This is a genomic window from Tellurirhabdus rosea (assembly GCF_026278345.1).
Classification (GTDB): domain Bacteria; phylum Bacteroidota; class Bacteroidia; order Cytophagales; family Spirosomataceae; genus Tellurirhabdus; species Tellurirhabdus rosea.
Genome location: NZ_CP111085.1, coordinates 3,119,309 through 3,135,381 on the forward strand (window position 1 = coordinate 3,119,309; position 16,073 = coordinate 3,135,381).

Sequence of the window (16,073 nt, forward strand, 5' to 3'; positions counted from 1 at the left end):
GCAGCGGAGCCTGTCGCAGCGACTGACCGCTTTTAACTCTTAACTCATAATTCTTAACTCCTAACTCCATTTTATGCTGATTCTCTCCATTGATACTTCCACCACCGTTTGCTCCGTCGCTTTGCACAAAGATGGGCAGGTGCTGGCCTGTTACGAATTGTTTGCCGAAAAGTCTTCTTCGGGCATGCTCACAACCCTGATTCAGAACGGGGTGCAGCATACGGGGCACGAACTGGCCCAACTGGATGCCGTGGCGGTTGCCAAAGGCCCCGGTTCCTACACGGGTCTGCGCATCGGTGTTTCGACGGCGAAAGGCTTGTGTTATGCGCTCGACAAACCGATGATTGCCGTCAATACGCTGGAGGCAATGGCAAGGCAGATTAGTGGACAGTGGAGAGTGGTCGGCGGTCATTCAACCCATCAATCCATCAACCCATCAACCCATCCGACCCTGTTCTGCCCCATGCTCGACGCCCGGCGGATGGAAGTCTACGCGGCGGTGTACGACGCAGACGGGCGGGAGGTCATGCCTACCACGGCGGTGATTGTGGACGAACACTCCTTTGCGGAGGTTCTGGCCGAACAGCCGGTGCTGTTTTTTGGCAACGGAGCTGCCAAGTGCGAGCCGGTACTCGGGCAGCATCCGAACGCCCGGTTCCTGAACGCCCTTGTTCAGCCGTCTGCCCGGACGGTTGGGGAACTGGCCGCACGGGCGTACGCGGAAGGCCGGTTTGAAGACGTGGCCGCGTTTGAGCCGTTCTATCTGAAAGACTTTATGGGAACCAAGCCGAAGAAAGCGGTTGTTTAAGCGGTATGGAAACCGAAATCGTTAACCGCGTCGCCAAAAGCGGCCTTGTCAGCCTGGACCTGGAAGACTACTACCATCCCGGCGAACGGATCGTCTATGACCTGAAAGACAATCTGTTCATGGGCATGATTCTGAAGGAGAAAGACTTCCGCGACTTTCTGAAAGACCACGACTGGTCGCAGTACGCCGGAAAGAACGTAGCCGTCACCTGTTCGGAAGATGCCATCGTTCCCACCTGGGCGTACATGCTGCTGACGCTGCACCTCGCGCCGCATGCCAACGCCGTCGTGTTCGGCTCCCTACAGGATTTGGAGGAAAAGCTGTATTTCGACGCCATTACAACCATCCATGCGGAAGACTTTCGGGACGCCAAAGTGGTCGTGAAGGGGTGCAGCAAGGTGCCCGTCCCGACGGCGGCCTACGTGGAAATCACCCGGAAGCTTCAGCCGGTGGTGGCCAGCCTGATGTTTGGCGAACCGTGCAGCACGGTGCCCCTCTTCAAGCGGAGAAAATGAGGCTTTTCCCGCAGATTTTAGACGCGGATGTTCGCGGAGTTTTCTGCGCCACTCTGCGTCTGGAGTCTGTGATAATGTGCGAGAGCTTACACCAGCCGAAAACTCAACCGGTGCCATTTCGTCGGGCCGTGTTCGCGTAGACCTGCCCGGTGGGCGGGCGTGGGATAGCCGACGTTCTGCGCCCAGCCGTACTGCGGAAATTCTTCGCTCAGCTTCTCCATCAACTCATCCCGGTAGCATTTCGCCAGCACCGACGCCGCGGCGATAGACAGAAACTTGGCGTCGCCCTTGATGATGCAGGTGTGCGAAATCATCGGGTAGGGCACAAAGCGGTTGCCGTCCACGAGCAGGTGTTCGGGCCGGACGGTGAGCTGTTCGACGGCCCGGTGCATGGCCAGGAAGCTTGCCTTCAGAATACTGATCTTGTCGATTTCTTCGGCCGAAACCTCGGCCACGGCCCAGGCCACGGCATCGCGCCGGATGTCTTCGCGGAGCTGTTCGCGGCGGGCGCGGGTCAACTGCTTGGAATCGGTTAGAAATTCGTGCCGGTAATCGCCGGGCAGAATCACCGCCGCGGCCACCACCGGCCCCGCCAGACAGCCCCGTCCGACCTCATCCAGGCCCGCCTCAACGGCATCTTTGTTGTAACAGGATAGAAGCATGGGTAGGGGTAAGGGTTAAAGTTTAGGGTTTATAGTTGGAGGAGCTGGCTTCATGTTTTTTGTTTGGGCGAATGAGTAGGTTGAGGGCATGGCGTTCCTTGAGCTAAACTCTAAACCCCTTTTTCAGTCTTCCAGAATATTTCCAAAAATCGTACTCTTCAGCAGCAGCACCAGCAGCAGGAAGGGGATTGCCCAGTAGAGGTAGACCCGGTAGTAGTCCTGCACTTCCTTGTAGCTTTTTGTTTTGACCGGGGCTTTTTCCAGCCGGTCAATTTCGGAGAAGACGGACCGCAGCCGGGCGGCGTCGGTCGCCCGGAAAAATGTGCCGCCGCCAATGCCGGCAATGGTTGTCAGGATGCCTTCGTCCACCGTAACGACCGACTGCCCCAACGCGGCCGGCCGGGGTGGCTGGCCCACGGCGATGGTGTAAATCCGGATGTTGAACGCCTTGGCGAGTTTGGCTACCGTGACGGGGTCGAGGTTCCCGGCCGTATTGTCGCCATCGCTGAGCAGAATAGCCACCTTGCTTTTGGAACCTGATTCGCGCATCCGGTTAATGCAGACCGCCAGGGCGCTGCCAATGGCTGTTCCCGACGTTTTGATCATGCTGTCATCCAGCTCGTTGAGGTAGCTGTTGAGCAGGTCGTGGTCGGTGGTCAGCGGACAGAGCGAAAAAGCCTCTCCGGCAAAAATGACCAGCCCGATCCGGTCGTTGGGCCGATTGCGGACAAACGCCCGGGCCACCCGTTTGGCCGCTTCAAGCCGGTTGGGTCGCAGGTCTTTCTCCAGCATGGAAGCCGAAATATCCATCGCCAGCACCACATCAATACCTTCGGAAATTTTCTCGGTCTGCTGGCGAATGATCTGCGGGCGGGCCAGCGCGACCAGAATCAGGCTCATGGCCAGAAAGAGGCAGGCGGCGGGCAGGTGCCGCAGCATCACCAGCGGCGACGACCGCAGTTCGGTCCGGTTGAGGGCCACGCCCAGCCGCTGCCGCGACCGGGTGTTCAGCAGCGCCCGCAAGCCAAAGAGCAGCAGCAGGCCCGGAATGCCGTAAAGCCAGTAAGGCGCCTCCCAGCTAAACTGCCGGAACTGCGCAATGGTAAACCATTTCCAGGAGAGCCAATTCATCTTGTATCCACAGCCATTTGTATCCACGGACGGTCCGCCGCGCGGCTTCAGCCCGTGATTGGTTTTGTATCCACGAACTTCAGCCCGTGGATACGTTGAGAATCCGGAGCCGCTGACGCCGGTACGCGCTGTCGGCAATTTCGTACAGAATGCGCAGCGACATCTGGGTGCGGTCCGAATACATGCCGCCGTACACCACTCCGTCCATTTCTTTCAGCGCATCGGCCAGACGACTGTCGTAAATAGCGTCCGCAATTTCGCGGGTGGTCATGGTCGAAAAAGGCTTCTGTTCCAGCCATTCGAGGTATTCCTTCCAGGCAATCACCGCTTTCCCGGCGTTGACCGAGGCATTGTCGGGATTGATGTTGCGGGTCAGGCGGGAATACAGCCGGTCGAAGTCGTAATGCTGGCGGTAATATCGGTAAAGCCGGAGCTGCCGGTTGATGCTTTTTCCAAACACAACGAAAATCAAGCCCGTCAGCGCGCCCAGGATGGCGAGAATGGTCACCAGAAACGGGTAATTCATCTGCGGCTGCAGGGGAGCAACCTCCGTTTGTGTCGCCAGCCGCAGCGTATCCGGGCGGTTGGTGGCTATGCGTTCGCGGAGCCGGACCGTATCGGTATTCGAAAAAACGGCCGTGCAGTCTTTGGTGTTTTTGAGCAGAAAAACGGGCACACGCAGCGTCTGAAGCGGCTTTATTTCAAAAGAAACCAAAGTGTACACCACGCTGTCGAGGCTGCCGAGGGTGTCGGTGACGGTGCTGAACAAGGCTATATCCCGAACCAGAAACGGCGCGAAATGCCGGGCGGTATCCGGAAAAAAAACTTCCTGCACCGCCCGGTGCCGAATACTCAGGGCGTACCGGAAGGGCTTCCCGATTTCGACGGTATCCGTCAGGAAGCGGCCGCGCGGGGGCTGGGCGGAGGCGGAGCAAAGAATGAAGAATGAAGAATGAATAAGGAAAAGGGCCCGGAGCCCATGCTTCGTGGTGGCGGTCGTTAGGCTCCGGAAAAAAACGGCGGGTATCCGGCTATTCATCATTCATTGTTCATTATTCATTCAAAAATCATTTCGCCTTCCGCACCCGGAACAGATCGATCAGCTTCGGAACGTAGTCTTCCTGGGCGTCGAGGGCGACGTAATTGGCGTTGTACTGGCGGCACAGCCGTTCGAGCTGCTGCTGGCTTTCCCGGAACGTCTGCCGCTGCTGCTCCCGGAAAGACCGGGATGAGGTGTTGATCCAGACCATCCGGCGGCTTTCGGTATCGTACACGGGGATGATGCCCAGCCGGGGCAGGCTGGTTTCGCGGCGGTCGTACATGTGCACCACGACCAGGTCGTGTTTGCGGGCCAGGGCCTTGAGGTTGTGCTCGTATCCCGCGTCGATGAAGTCCGAAACCAGAAAAACAACGCTTTTGCGTTTGAGGATATTGAGCGTAAAAAGCAGCGCGTCGGCCAGATTCGTCCGGACCGATTCGGGCTGCAGCTTGAAGAGGCTCATGATGAGCTGGTAGCCGTGCTTCATGCTGTTGGAGGGCTTCAGGTACTTTTCTTTTTTGTCCGAAAAGCAGTAGAGCCCCACATGGCTCGCCTCCCGCATGGCCGAAGTTGCCAGAATGCCGCACACTTCCTTGGTGGTGTCGAGCTTCGAACGGTCGGCCGTTCCCACTTCCTGCGAGGCGCTGACGTCCACGACGAAAAAAACGGTCTGGTCTTTTTCTTCCCGAAAAATTTTGACGAACGTCCCGTGTCCTTTCGACGATACGTTCCAGTCGATGGCCCGCACGTCGTCGCCGTACTGGTACGTCCGCAGGTCGCTGAACTCCAGTCCGGTCCCTTTGAATACCGAACTGAAACTGCCGCGCATCTGCGAATTGACCGCTTTACGGATACGGATTTCGTATTTATGGAGTTTTTTCAGGAATTCATCCATCGTACCGGAGAAAATTGGGCGTTCGTTGCGTTATTGCCGGTAAGGGTGCCAAGGCCCATAGTCGGGGCACCCTGTCGGCAATCAACCGCTGGCCTGTGTTTTATCATAGTTTCCGGCTCGCCCAGGAAGCCATATTTACAAAAATAATGAAAACTAACGACGAAGCACGTCGCTATTCCCGCCGGGCGGTTCGCCGCTGGGTATACGGTTTCTGGATTTTTGGCTGGACGCTGCTGGCCTGGGCCTGCCAGCCGAAGGAAGACAAGCCGGACAACCTGATTCCGGAAGACAAAATGGTGGAGGTGCTGACCGATATTCATCTGGCCGAAGCCCGGGTTACAAAGCTGGGAATCATCGCAACCGACTCGCAGAATCTGGTTTACCGGAAATTGGAAAAGCAGATTTACGCCCGTTACCAGCTGGATACCGGCACCTATTACCGAAGCTACCAGTATTATTCCTCCAACCCGGAAAAGTTTGCCTCGCTTTATAAACAGGTGATTGCCAAACTCGAAGAAAAGAAGCAGGAGGATCAGAAGAAAACGAAATAAGCATGATTGCTATTATCGGTGCCGGAATTTCGGGCCTTGCGCTGGCCCTCGAATTGCAGAAGCGCGGGCTGTCGTACCGCCTTTTTGAAGCGGGGGAAGAAGTCGGCGGAGTGATCCGGTCGCGGCGGGAAGGGCCTTATCTGCGCGAAATCGGGCCCAACTCCCTGCTGGTTGACCAGCCCTTACTGACGTACATCGACGAACTGGGCCTTACCCCGGCCCTGCGCTTCAGCAAGCCCATCAGCAAGGCCCGCTACGTTTACCGGGAGGGTGCCTACCGAAAACTGCCGTCCGGGCCGTTGTCGCTCCTGTTTGGCCGGTATTTCAGCTGGAAAACCATCCGGGCCATCTGGAACGAACGCAACAACCGGACGCTCTCGCCGCCGGGCGAAACACTGGCCGCGTTTTTTCGCCGCCGTTTTTCGCAGGAAATCGTGGATTACGCCCTGACGCCGTTCGTAACGGGCGTCTACGCCGGCGACCCCGAGAAACTGCTGGTCGCCGAGACGTTCCCGAGTCTGGTGGAATACGAGAAAAAATACGGTTCGGTGCTGCGGGGCTTCCTGAAGGCTGCCGGGGCAGGGCGCCGGCAGACCGTTAGTTTCCGGGAGGGCATGCAGATGCTGCCCCAGGCCATCGCCAGCCGCCTGACGGCCCTGAACCTAAACGACCCCGTTGAGGCGCTGACTCGAACGGGGAGCAACTGGACCGTTGCGGCCCGGAGCGGCACGTACAATGCCACGGCGGTGGTGCTGGCTACGGATACGCTGACGGCGGCCCGGCTGTTAAAAACGACCTTCCCGGACACTGCCGAGGCCATCGGGAAAATTGACTACCCACCCATGACCGCCGTGCACACAGTGTACAAACGGGCCGAGGTGGCGCATCCGCTCGACGGCTTCGGCGGTCTGAATCCCAAGGCGGAAAACCGCTTCTGCGCCGGCCACATCTGGAACAGCTCCACGTTTGAAGACCGCTGTCCGGCGGATGAGGTACTGCTGACGACGTTCGTCGGCGGGCGCCTGTCGCCGCAGAACGCGGCCATGCCAGATGAAATTACGCTGCGCAACGTCCGGCAGGAGCACCAGCAGGCGTTTGGCATTTCCGGCAAACCCGTACAACAGTGGCTCGCCCGGTGGGAGCGGGCCATTCCCCAGTACGATGCCGCTTATCTGGCCGCTAAAGCGTCTGTGGGTGCCCTTGAGCAGAGCGGAGTCTTTGTCTGCGCCAACTGGTATGGCGGCATTAGTCTGCCGGACGGCATCAGGAAAGCCGGAGAGCTGGCGGGCAGACTTACCGATTAAACGGCAAGGCGGCAAAGGGCAGAAGCGGCGTTCGCTTTCGGTTCTTTGACCGCTTTTCCGAGGGGCCATTTTGCCATTTTTAACGTTTTTTAACCGCGCATTTGCCCCACTTCTGATACCAAACTCCTGAAAAAGTTGTTATTTGGTTGCGAAATTGATAATACGACAACCCAATACGGCCTTGAAAGAGTGTCTGGTGGTCATTCCGACCTATAACGAAATCGAGAATATTGAGGCAATTATCCGGAAAGTCTTCACGCTTTCGGTGCCGTTTGAGGTGCTGATCGTGGACGACGGCTCGCCGGACGGGACGGCCGTGTGCGTTAAGAATCTGCAGCAGCGGGAGTTTGGCGGCCGTCTGCACCTGCTGGAGCGGCGCGGCAAACTGGGCCTGGGAACGGCGTACATTGAAGGATTCCGCTGGGCTCTGGGCCAGGGGTACCAGTATATTTTCGAGATGGACGCCGATTTCTCGCACAATCCCGAAGACCTGGTGCGGCTCTACGAAGCCTGTTCGCGCGAGGGCGCCGATGCCGCCGTAGGTTCCCGCTACATCCGGGGCGTCAACGTCGTCAACTGGCCGATGGGGCGCGTGCTGATGTCGTATTTTGCTGGCCACTACGTACGCTTCATCACCGGCATGCCGATCATGGACCCAACCGCCGGATTTATCTGCTACAAACGGGAAGTGCTGGAAACCATCCTGAGCAACCAGATTCGGTTTGTGGGGTATGCCTTCCAGATCGAGATGAAGTTTCTGACCTGGAAATACGGCTTCCGCCTGACGGAAGTGCCCATCATCTTCACCGACCGGACCAAAGGCGTTTCCAAGATGTCTACCAAAATATTTAAGGAAGCGGTTTTTGGCGTTATTCAGATGAAAGTGGAAAGCTTCTTCAAGCATTACATACCGCCTAAAAAGCAGCCGAAGCCGGTGGTGGATGAACCGGCAGTCGTTTAATCAGGAGAGCCGCATCAAACCCCGATGCGGCTTTTTTGTGCAGCCTTATAAGTCGATAGAAAGAATAGACCATTCACTCGGTAAGCAAAAAAAATAACAAACAATGCGGCATGATGTCCGGTTGAGAAAGTCGTTACATCAAACAAAACTCAACTGGTATGAAAACCGTAAACGAACTGCTGGAACACGAATTGCAGGACCTCTACTCTGCCGAAACCCAGGCGCTGGAAGCGTATCCGACCCTGATCGAAAGCGCTCAGGATCAACAGCTTAAAAAGGCTTTTGAAATGCACATGAAGCAGACCCAGAAGCAGGTCGAACGTCTGGAGAAAGCCTGTGAACTGATGGGCTGCGATCCGGAAGGCGAAACCTGCGTGGGTATTCAGGGCCTGATCGAAGAAACCGAAAATGTGCTGGACGAGGTGGAAGGTGAAATCGCCGATGCGGCGCTGATCGGCTGCGCTCAGAAAATGGAGCACTACGAAATCGCGGCCTACGGCACGGCCCGCACGCTGGCCCAGCAGGCCGGTATGCGCGAAATCGCCGATCTGCTGGAGCAGACACTCAACGAAGAAAAAGAAACCGACGCGAAGCTGACCAAAATTGCCGAAGGTCGGGTGAACAAGAAAGCCGCCGACTCGAAGTAAGTCGTTTGCCGTACCCACAGAAGCGGTGCCCGGGCTTTGCGGCCGGGCACCGCTTTTTCGTGTTTATGGACACCGGCCGATTGGCGAAAATGCGGGCAAATGGGTATACTTGCAGAACATAGTCGGAAAAATCAACTCTCTTCCCGAACAAATGCAATCAACCCTAACCTCTCCGCCAAAGCATTCTTACCGACCACTTTTCAGTCTGCCGGTCATTGTGGCGGCCCTTGGCTACTTCGTCGATATTTATGATCTGCTGCTTTTCGGTATCGTCCGCGTACCGAGCCTGAAAGAACTGGGGCTGACCGACGAGCAGATTTCCCGCGTGGGGGTCAATATCCTGAACTGGCAGATGGGCGGTCTGCTGCTGGGGGGGATTCTGTGGGGCGTGCTGGGCGACAAGCGGGGGCGGCTTTCGGTCCTCTTCGGTTCCATCATCACCTATTCCCTGGCGAACATCGCCTGCGGCTTCGTCGATCAGGTAACATTCATGAACCCGACGGACTATTACGCGCTCATCCGTTTCATCGCGGGCATCGGTCTGGCCGGTGAACTGGGCGCGGGCATTACGCTGGTTTCCGAAACGCTGCCGAAGGAGCTTCGGGCCCTCGGTACGTCGCTGGTGGCCGGGGTGGGTCTGTTTGGGGCCGTTGTTGCCTATTTTACGGTGGAGGTTTTCAGCTGGCAGACGGCTTTCTTCATCGGCGGGAGCATGGGCATCGGCCTGCTGCTGCTGCGGATTGGCGTTTTTGAGTCCGGAATGTACAAGGAAGTGGCCGAACAGAGCCACGTCTCCAAAGGCAACTTTTTTGCGTTCTTCACCAACTGGGAGCGCTTTGTTCGCTATATGAAGTGTATAGGCATCGGTCTGCCCACCTGGTTTGTCATCGGCATTCTGGCGACCCTCAGCAACGAGTTTGGCAAGGCGCTGGGCATTGACGAACCCATCAAGCCCGGTCTGGCAATCATGTGGTGCTACGTGGGACTGGCCACGGGCGATCTGGCGAGCGGCGTCATCAGTCAGGCACTGCGTTCCCGGAAAAAGGCGGTGGCGTTGCTGATGTCGTTCACCCTCATTGGCAGTCTTGTTTATCTTTACGCCGGGATCGACAGCGCCAAAATGCTATATGGCCTAAGTTTGGCGATGGGCTTCGGCATCGGTTACTGGGCCATGTTTGTGACCATCGGTGCCGAGCAGTTTGGCACGAACCTGCGGGCTACGGCCGCCACCACCGTACCGAACATGGTGCGCGGTCTGGTCATTCCCATGACGCTGACGTATCAGACGCTCAAGCCGTCTCTGGATGTCATCAACGCCGGAGCCGTCGTAGGCGCGCTCGCCTTTGCCATCGGCTTCTACTCCATCCTGACCATCCCGGAAACGCACGGCAAGGACCTGAATTATCTTGAATAAAGGAGGAAGGGGGAGGAAAGGGAAAAAAGGAACTGGTTCTCCTCGTCCTTCCCCCCCCTCTTCCCTCTCCTCCTTTCCTCCGCTTCTTCCTCTTCCCATGCAAACCCTGACTCCTTCTTCCCGTCCTGCCTACGCGGTGCTGTTTTCGCTGCCGGTGCTGGTGGCGGCCCTTGGTTACTTCGTCGATGTGTACGACCTGCTCCTGTTCAGCATTGTCCGGGTGCCCAGCCTCAAAGACATGGGGCTGTCGGAGGCCGACGTTTCCCGGCAGGGAGCGAGTATTCTGAACTGGCAGCAGGCGGGGTTGCTGCTGGGGGGAATTCTGTGGGGCGTGCTGGGCGACAAGCGGGGGCGGCTTTCGGTTCTCTTCGGTTCCATCATCACCTACTCTCTGGCCAATATCGCCTGCGGCTTCGTGCAGGACGTGCCGACCTACGCGGGCCTGCGTTTTGTGGCGGGTCTGGGGCTGGCGGGTGAGCTCGGAGCGGGCATTACGCTGGTCTCCGAAATTTTGCCAAAAGAATTGCGCAGTTTAGGTACTTCCCTTATCGCCGGGGTCGGGTTGTTTGGGGCCGTAGTGGCTTATCTCACGGTAGTTTCGTTCGACTGGCGGACGGCTTATTTCATCGGGGGCGGCATGGGTCTGGCGCTGCTGCTGCTCCGCGTTTCGGTTTTCGAGTCGGGCATGTATCTGACAATAAAGGGAAAAAGCGTCGAGCGCGGTAATTTCTTTTTGCTTTTTACCAACCGGACGCTGCTGCTGCGGTATCTCCGCTGCATGGGGCTGGCCGTCCCGACCTACTTCGTTATCGGCATTCTGGCTACGTTCAGCAACGAATTTGGTAAAGCCCTTGGGCTGTCGGAGCCCGTGGTGGCGGGCCGCGCCGTTATGTTCACGTATATCGGTATGGCGGTAGGGGATCTGGCCAGCGGCCCGCTTAGCCAATGGCTGCACTCTCGCCGGAAAGCCATTGGACTGCTGATGGCGCTGAATCTGGTTCTGGTGGCCGCTTTTCTGCTGGGTGTGGTGCGGTCGGCGGAACCGTTCTACTGGCTTTGTCTGGCGCTGGGCTTTTCCATCGGTTACATCGCGCTTTTCCTGACCGTGGCGGCCGAACAGTTCGGGACCAACCTCCGGGCAACGGCGACCACCTCCATTGCCAACAACGTCCGGGCAACGACCCTGCTGACGATTCCCCTGTTTCAGTATTTAAAGACCTCGCTGGGTGCTCTGGGTGCAGCCGGACTTGTCGGAGCGCTTTGTTTTCTGATCTCGTTCTGGGCACTGGCGACGGTGGAAGAGACGCACGGAAAGGACTTAAATTATATTGACTAAATACTATTCATTGCTTAATTATTACTACTCATTTATCCCTAATGACCATTCAATCATAAATTTGTAACAATATCCTCCAGTCCGCTGTATATTTCAGTGCCAGGTCAGACCGACCGGCGCAAACACATATCCACACACAAACTGGAAGTTATGAAAGACACGACTGAAAGCCCAAACGGCTCACGCCTTGCTGTGCCCGTTTCTATTCAAATCCTGATCGGCGTTCTGCTGCTTATGCTGGCTTTGCTCTGGCACGGTAAGTACCGCGCGTACAAACCGGCAGGAAACGGACTTTCGGTGCAGTCTGTGCAAAGCATTCAAGTTTCGTTAACTCCGGAGAAACAGGGTTGACCGGCTCCGCAAAACGCTTAACACGAATTAAAAAGCGATTATAAATTGGGGTGAGTGTACGTAGGCTTCTGTCTGGCAATTGACGCCCGGGCAGAAGTTTTTATTTTATAACGCACTGATTAGTAAACAATTGATTGTCCAGAGAGAGGATTGTTAGATTTACTTTTATTCATCTATTCGAATTAAAGGGTATTTCCAATAAAAAATTGTACTTGCTTAAGTGGGTGGTGAGGTCTAATTTAGAAACCGAAACCTTAATAACCTACTACCTAACGTCATGAGAAAGCAGTACTTGGTTTTGTGGAGATACCGGATTCGGGTGAAAGAGGCAGTTCAACTGGTGGGGGTACTGCTGATTCTTGGTTTGTTGCATTCGTATCATACTCGCTACCATTCCGTCAAGCAGTCGTCGGCTATGGTTGCCCAGTATGCCTCGATTCATTAAGCGATAGCATTTATTAAATAAAGCAAAAGGCCCGTCTTCACCGACGGGCCTTTTTTGTTCCGAACCAGTCACCAATTCGATAAATCCGTCCATCCCTTTTTTTTTCCTCTCTTCCTGAAAGCGCGATTTCATCGGGAAAAGCTTACGTCTTTTCGGTGCAATGCTTAAAACGCAGTCTGCCGAATCGTAAACAGCAACTACTAACTCCCATGAAAAAGGTAATCTCAACTTTCGTCGCCGCACTGGCTCTGGCTCTCGTACCGGCCGTTCCTTATACGTCTTTTGCGCAGGAAGCTCCGCAGACCAGCCCGTCCTCTTCTTTCCAGGCGGTCGTGTATCCCGCGGCGAATGCCACCAAACTCTGGATGGTCGTCGATAAGCCGACCCAGAGCAGCAAAGTGCGCGTGGAACTGGTCGATAAAGCGAATAAAGTGTTGTATACGGGTTTGCTCCCGCGCCGCAGCAAAGCTTACAAGCAGCAGTTCAACCTGAGCGAAATGACCGATGGAAACTACACCATCCGGATTACCGACGGGGATAAGGTGGTTGAAAAGACGTTCCGGCTTTCGACGCCCGGCCTCAACGAGCAGTTGCCGCAGCGGTATGTGACCATGAACTAACCCGATGCGCTGCCTGACCGTCTGCCTGCTGGCGGGTCAGGCAGCGCATCGGTTTTCAGGGTTTCGTGCTTTCGGGGCGCCCGGCCTCCCGGCGGCGCACGAGTTGGTTGGCTTTTTCATCGTACAGGGCCAGATCGCCGGGGTCAAGGGCGAGGTGGAGCGGATCTTCGAAGAAGCCGTTTTCAATGTTCAGAACCACAACTCCTTCCTGGACCGCCATCCGGGACGACCCGTTCTGGTGCGTGAGCCGGAGAAGGCCCTGCCGAATCTGGAACTGGAGCCGGTCACTGGTGTAAATGACGAAGTGGCGGCCTCTCGTCTGGGGCGCAATCTGAAAGACCGCCGTTCCCGAAAACTGAACGGAAGGGTCGGTAAAAGGCTCCTGGGTGCAATAGGTAAGCGAAGAGTTCTCTTCCAGCACGACGGTCGAGTGGTCGGGCAGGGCAACGGTCAGTCGCTGGCCGGGACCGGTCTGGTACAGCAGCTTCGGGGTGCCGGACCGGCCCTGGAGCAGAAAGAACGCGAGCGCCAGCGCCAGCATCAATCCGAGGCGAATCAGGAGCCGGGCCAGGCGCATCCGGAAAGCGGGGCGCTTCCAGATCCGGCGCGAGGTGGGCTGCAAATCGGCCTGCTGCCGGATGTCCGTCCAGAGCCGCTTCATATCCACATTCGCTTCCGGCGGCAACCGGTTCCACTGCTGCCACAGTTGACCGCGCAGCAACAGTTCGTTCGGCGGATTCTGAAGGTATTCGATCACTTCCTGCTGTTCTTCCGGATCGCACTCATCCTGAAAGTAACGGTTCAACAACTCATCCACGGAATAACTGATTACGCATTTCGATTACGCATTCCGAACTACGCGTTTCGGTCGAAATGCTTTCCAACTTTATTGAGGGCTTTGCTCAACTCGCCGACTACCGTCGTCAACGGCAGCCGCAGCAGTTCGGCAATGTCCCGATCACTCAGGCCTTCGTCCCGGCTCAGCAGAAAAATCTTCCGCTGCCGAAGCGGAAGCCGGGTAACGGCCTGCTGGTACACATTTTCCCAATCCTGATAAAGAAGGCGCTCTTCCTGACTATTCCCCGAACGGGTCGTAAGCCGCAGAAGAACTTCCTGCGTACGGCAAACGCTGTGCAACTCCCGAAAGGCCGCCAGCACCTGGTGGTAGGTCAGGGTAAACAGATAACCGTTCAGGGACAGGTCGTCGTCCAGCGTCCAGCGCTTTTCCCACAACCGGACAAAAACCTGTCGCACAACTTCTTCCGTCTGCGCGGGCTGTTTCAGGTAGCCGGCGGCAAACTGATAAATGCGGGGAGCGTACTGCTCAAACAGGAGTCGGAACGCCTCCGGGTTGGCCGCCCGCAACTGACGGACCAGTGCTTTCTCAACTGCCATGCGGCGAAGTAATTTTTTGAAACAGCGTTAGGGCTATGTAGATTTTATCCATAGTTTTATCGGTAGTACAGACCAAAACTTCAACAGAATCATGACACTTGAGCAATTTACAGACGAAATTCGGAATCGTATCGGCACAAACAGCGGAATTGACGCTACGGTAAAGCTGGACACGGATCAGGGCGTCGTCTATATCGACGGGAAACAGGTTCCGAATGTCATCTCAAACGAGGATAAAGACGCCGATTGTGTACTTCAGGTCACAATTGCCGACCTACAAAAAATGGCTTCTGGTGAGCTGAATCCCATGAGCGCCTTTATGTTTGGAAAATTAAAGGTAAAAGGGGACATGGGCGTGGCCATGAAAATGGGCCAGAAGCTCGCCTGACGAATCACCGAATTTTGAATGTGGATCGCTGCGACTACTTGTAGCGACAACAAACTACCGGTTCGGGTAACTTTCGACATTCAAAATTCACCAAATTCTCCTGACCACCATGAAACCCGACAACCTTGCGATCTCTTCGCGCCGCGCGTTTCTGCAGACCGGAGCCCTGGCCGCGGCGGGCTTTTTCATCGTGCCGCGTCACGTGTTGGGCGGCAAAGGCTTCGTTGCCCCGAGCGACAAACTCAACATCGCCGCCGTTGGCTGCGGAGGTAAAGCGGACTTTAACATCAAACAGGCCTTCAACAACGGCTCGGACACCATCGCGGCGCTCTGCGACGTAGACGACCGGATGGCGACGAAGTACCGGGCCATGTTTCCGAAAGCGCCGTACTTCCGGGATTACCGCGAACTGTTTGACAAAGAGTCCCGGAACTTCGACGCCGTCATCGTCACGACGCCCGACCATATGCACGCGCCGATTGCCATGGCGGCCATGCAGCTGGGCAAGCATGTGTACGTCGAAAAACCGTTGACCCACGACATATACGAAGCGCGGATGCTCACCGAGGCCGCCCGCAAGTACCGCGTGGTGACCCAGATGGGCAACCAGGGCAGCAGCGGCGACGCCACCCGGCAGATCGAAACCTGGATTCAGGACGGGGTGATCGGTAAAGTGCATACCGTGTACTGCTGGACCAACCGCCCGGTCTGGCCGCAGGGCGTCCGTTCGCCCAAAGACCGGGGCGAAACGCAGCCGGTACCCGAGGGCGTTGACTGGGATTTGTGGCTGGGAACGGCTCCGGTCCGGGATTATCACGAAGCCTACATGCCTTTTCGCTGGCGGGGCTACTGGGATTTCGGAACGGGCGCGCTCGGGGATATGGGCTGTCACTTTGTGGACGTGCCGTTTCGGGCCTTGAAACTGGGTTATCCGACCTCGGTCGAATGCAGCGTTGGGTCCGTTTACGCCGATTTTTTCAAAGAGGCGTTCTTCGACGACGTCTGTCCGCCCTCCTCCGCCATTCACTTCACGTTTCCGTCGGACGACCGGAAGGTGAAGGAAATCAAACTGTCGTGGTTCGACGGCGGCATCCGGCCGCAGCTGCCGGAAGGGCTGCCGTACGAAAAAGTGTTTTCGGACCCCAGCGGCGGCATGCTGTTCATCGGAACGAAGGGCATTCTATCGGGCGAGTTGTTTGGTAACAATCCGCGCCTTTATCCGGAGGAAAAATTCAGCGATAAAAAGTTGCCGGAGCCAAAGAAGCCGCTCGTGGAAGGCAAAACCGACGGCCACCAGCAACAGTGGGTCAAAGCCTGCAAGCAGGGGTACGGAGCCTACACCAGTTCGTCGTTCGACGAGTCCGGTCCGCTGACGGAAACGGTCCTGATGGGTAACCTTGCCACCCGGAGCTTCCTGCACCGCGAACCCCGAACGGGCGGCGGATTCAATTTCCCCGGCCGCAAAAAACTGTTCTGGGACGGCCAGAACATGAAAATCACCAACTTCGACCAGGCCAACGCCTTCGTGCGTCGCCAGTACCGGGGGAGTTACTCCTTGTAATGACTGAATGATTGAATTTTGAATGACTGAATGGCTTCGCTAATTCCAGC

At 56.5% G+C, this 16,073-nt stretch carries 18 protein-coding genes; 12 read left to right on the forward strand and 6 right to left on the reverse strand.

Annotated elements, in window-relative coordinates; all coding sequences use genetic code 11:
• Positions 1–73 precede the first annotated feature (73 nt).
• Together tsaB and ORG26_RS13245 are read left to right on the forward strand one after the other, a co-directional pair.
• A complete protein-coding gene (gene tsaB / locus ORG26_RS13240) occupies positions 74–808 on the forward strand; it encodes a tRNA (adenosine(37)-N6)-threonylcarbamoyltransferase complex dimerization subunit type 1 TsaB (protein WP_266362477.1) in 735 nt (244 codons plus the stop codon).
• A 5-nt stretch (positions 809–813) separates the two neighbouring features.
• Positions 814–1,323, forward strand: coding sequence for a DUF2480 family protein (locus ORG26_RS13245; protein ID WP_266362479.1), 510 nt, complete (start codon positions 814–816; stop codon positions 1,321–1,323).
• Between the two features lie 86 nt (positions 1,324–1,409).
• On the opposite strand, the gene ORG26_RS13250 is transcribed toward ORG26_RS13245, so the two are convergent.
• From ORG26_RS13250 to ORG26_RS13265, 4 genes are all read right to left on the reverse strand, one after another.
• A complete protein-coding gene (locus ORG26_RS13250) occupies positions 1,410–1,985 on the reverse strand; it encodes a ribonuclease HII (RefSeq protein ID WP_266362481.1) in 576 nt (191 codons plus the stop codon).
• Between the two features lie 123 nt (positions 1,986–2,108).
• Complete coding sequence (locus tag ORG26_RS13255; RefSeq protein WP_266362483.1) at positions 2,109–3,116, reverse strand: VWA domain-containing protein; 1,008 nt, start codon at positions 3,114–3,116, stop codon at positions 2,109–2,111.
• Between the two features lie 79 nt (positions 3,117–3,195).
• Complete coding sequence (locus tag ORG26_RS13260; RefSeq protein ID WP_266362485.1) at positions 3,196–4,158, reverse strand: hypothetical protein; 963 nt, start codon at positions 4,156–4,158, stop codon at positions 3,196–3,198.
• A gap of 25 nt (positions 4,159–4,183) precedes the next feature.
• Positions 4,184–5,050: a DUF58 domain-containing protein gene (locus ORG26_RS13265; RefSeq protein WP_266362487.1), complete on the reverse strand. Its 867-nt coding sequence runs from the start codon at positions 5,048–5,050 to the stop codon at positions 4,184–4,186.
• 146 nt (positions 5,051–5,196) lie between these two features.
• Between ORG26_RS13265 and ORG26_RS13270 the strand changes: the two genes are divergently transcribed.
• The 8 genes from ORG26_RS13270 (at position 5,197) to ORG26_RS13305 (ending at position 12,679) form a co-directional block, all read left to right on the forward strand.
• Complete coding sequence (locus ORG26_RS13270) at positions 5,197–5,601, forward strand: DUF4296 domain-containing protein (protein WP_266362489.1); 405 nt, start codon at positions 5,197–5,199, stop codon at positions 5,599–5,601.
• 2 nt (positions 5,602–5,603) lie between these two features.
• Positions 5,604–6,905: a protoporphyrinogen oxidase gene (gene hemG, locus ORG26_RS13275; RefSeq protein ID WP_266362490.1), complete on the forward strand. Its 1,302-nt coding sequence runs from the start codon at positions 5,604–5,606 to the stop codon at positions 6,903–6,905.
• Positions 6,906–7,086: 181 nt separating this feature from the next.
• Complete coding sequence (locus ORG26_RS13280) at positions 7,087–7,866, forward strand: polyprenol monophosphomannose synthase (protein ID WP_266362492.1); 780 nt, start codon at positions 7,087–7,089, stop codon at positions 7,864–7,866.
• A 158-nt stretch (positions 7,867–8,024) separates the two neighbouring features.
• Positions 8,025–8,513, forward strand: a complete 489-nt coding sequence (locus tag ORG26_RS13285; protein WP_266362494.1) for a YciE/YciF ferroxidase family protein — start codon at positions 8,025–8,027, stop codon at positions 8,511–8,513.
• Positions 8,514–8,664: 151 nt separating this feature from the next.
• The gene (locus ORG26_RS13290; protein ID WP_266362496.1) at positions 8,665–9,927 is read left to right on the forward strand and encodes an MFS transporter; all 1,263 of its coding nucleotides are present in this window, start codon (positions 8,665–8,667) and stop codon (positions 9,925–9,927) included.
• Between the two features lie 97 nt (positions 9,928–10,024).
• Positions 10,025–11,263 (forward strand): MFS transporter, encoded by a 1,239-nt coding sequence (locus ORG26_RS13295; protein ID WP_266362499.1) that lies wholly within the window; start codon positions 10,025–10,027, stop codon positions 11,261–11,263.
• 150 nt (positions 11,264–11,413) lie between these two features.
• Positions 11,414–11,614: a hypothetical protein gene (locus ORG26_RS13300; protein ID WP_266362501.1), complete on the forward strand. Its 201-nt coding sequence runs from the start codon at positions 11,414–11,416 to the stop codon at positions 11,612–11,614.
• 654 nt (positions 11,615–12,268) lie between these two features.
• Positions 12,269–12,679 carry a hypothetical protein gene (locus ORG26_RS13305; protein WP_266362503.1) on the forward strand — a complete coding sequence of 137 codons (411 nt, stop codon included), beginning with the start codon at positions 12,269–12,271 and terminating at the stop codon, positions 12,677–12,679.
• A 55-nt stretch (positions 12,680–12,734) separates the two neighbouring features.
• On the opposite strand, the gene ORG26_RS13310 is transcribed toward ORG26_RS13305, so the two are convergent.
• Together ORG26_RS13310 and ORG26_RS13315 are read right to left on the reverse strand one after the other, a co-directional pair.
• Entirely contained in the window at positions 12,735–13,484 is a 750-nt protein-coding gene (locus ORG26_RS13310; protein ID WP_266362505.1) for a FecR family protein, read from the reverse strand.
• A gap of 50 nt (positions 13,485–13,534) precedes the next feature.
• Positions 13,535–14,074, reverse strand: coding sequence for a sigma-70 family RNA polymerase sigma factor (locus ORG26_RS13315; protein WP_266362507.1), 540 nt, complete (start codon positions 14,072–14,074; stop codon positions 13,535–13,537).
• Positions 14,075–14,165: 91 nt separating this feature from the next.
• Between ORG26_RS13315 and ORG26_RS13320 the strand changes: the two genes are divergently transcribed.
• Both ORG26_RS13320 and ORG26_RS13325 read left to right on the forward strand, forming a co-directional pair.
• Positions 14,166–14,462, forward strand: coding sequence for an SCP2 sterol-binding domain-containing protein (locus ORG26_RS13320; RefSeq protein ID WP_266362509.1), 297 nt, complete (start codon positions 14,166–14,168; stop codon positions 14,460–14,462).
• 109 nt (positions 14,463–14,571) lie between these two features.
• Positions 14,572–16,023 (forward strand): Gfo/Idh/MocA family protein, encoded by a 1,452-nt coding sequence (locus tag ORG26_RS13325; RefSeq protein WP_266362511.1) that lies wholly within the window; start codon positions 14,572–14,574, stop codon positions 16,021–16,023.
• Positions 16,024–16,073 lie beyond the last annotated feature (50 nt).

Excerpts from the sequence above, each read along its gene's own strand:
- tsaB (WP_266362477.1), top strand. The coding sequence starts at position 74 with ATGCTGATTCTCTCCATTGATACTTCCACCACCGTTTGCTCCGTCGCT.
- ORG26_RS13245 (WP_266362479.1), top strand. The coding sequence starts at position 814 with ATGGAAACCGAAATCGTTAACCGCGTCGCCAAAAGCGGCCTTGTCAGC.
- ORG26_RS13250 (WP_266362481.1), bottom strand. The coding sequence starts at position 1,985 with ATGCTTCTATCCTGTTACAACAAAGATGCCGTTGAGGCGGGCCTGGAT.
- ORG26_RS13255 (WP_266362483.1), bottom strand. The coding sequence starts at position 3,116 with ATGAATTGGCTCTCCTGGAAATGGTTTACCATTGCGCAGTTCCGGCAG.
- ORG26_RS13260 (WP_266362485.1), bottom strand. The coding sequence starts at position 4,158 with ATGATGAATAGCCGGATACCCGCCGTTTTTTTCCGGAGCCTAACGACC.
- ORG26_RS13265 (WP_266362487.1), bottom strand. The coding sequence starts at position 5,050 with ATGGATGAATTCCTGAAAAAACTCCATAAATACGAAATCCGTATCCGT.
- ORG26_RS13270 (WP_266362489.1), top strand. The coding sequence starts at position 5,197 with ATGAAAACTAACGACGAAGCACGTCGCTATTCCCGCCGGGCGGTTCGC.
- hemG (WP_266362490.1), top strand. The coding sequence starts at position 5,604 with ATGATTGCTATTATCGGTGCCGGAATTTCGGGCCTTGCGCTGGCCCTC.
- ORG26_RS13285 (WP_266362494.1), top strand. The coding sequence starts at position 8,025 with ATGAAAACCGTAAACGAACTGCTGGAACACGAATTGCAGGACCTCTAC.
- ORG26_RS13290 (WP_266362496.1), top strand. The coding sequence starts at position 8,665 with ATGCAATCAACCCTAACCTCTCCGCCAAAGCATTCTTACCGACCACTT.
- ORG26_RS13295 (WP_266362499.1), top strand. The coding sequence starts at position 10,025 with ATGCAAACCCTGACTCCTTCTTCCCGTCCTGCCTACGCGGTGCTGTTT.
- ORG26_RS13300 (WP_266362501.1), top strand. The coding sequence starts at position 11,414 with ATGAAAGACACGACTGAAAGCCCAAACGGCTCACGCCTTGCTGTGCCC.
- ORG26_RS13305 (WP_266362503.1), top strand. The coding sequence starts at position 12,269 with ATGAAAAAGGTAATCTCAACTTTCGTCGCCGCACTGGCTCTGGCTCTC.
- ORG26_RS13315 (WP_266362507.1), bottom strand. The coding sequence starts at position 14,074 with ATGGCAGTTGAGAAAGCACTGGTCCGTCAGTTGCGGGCGGCCAACCCG.
- ORG26_RS13320 (WP_266362509.1), top strand. The coding sequence starts at position 14,166 with ATGACACTTGAGCAATTTACAGACGAAATTCGGAATCGTATCGGCACA.
- ORG26_RS13325 (WP_266362511.1), top strand. The coding sequence starts at position 14,572 with ATGAAACCCGACAACCTTGCGATCTCTTCGCGCCGCGCGTTTCTGCAG.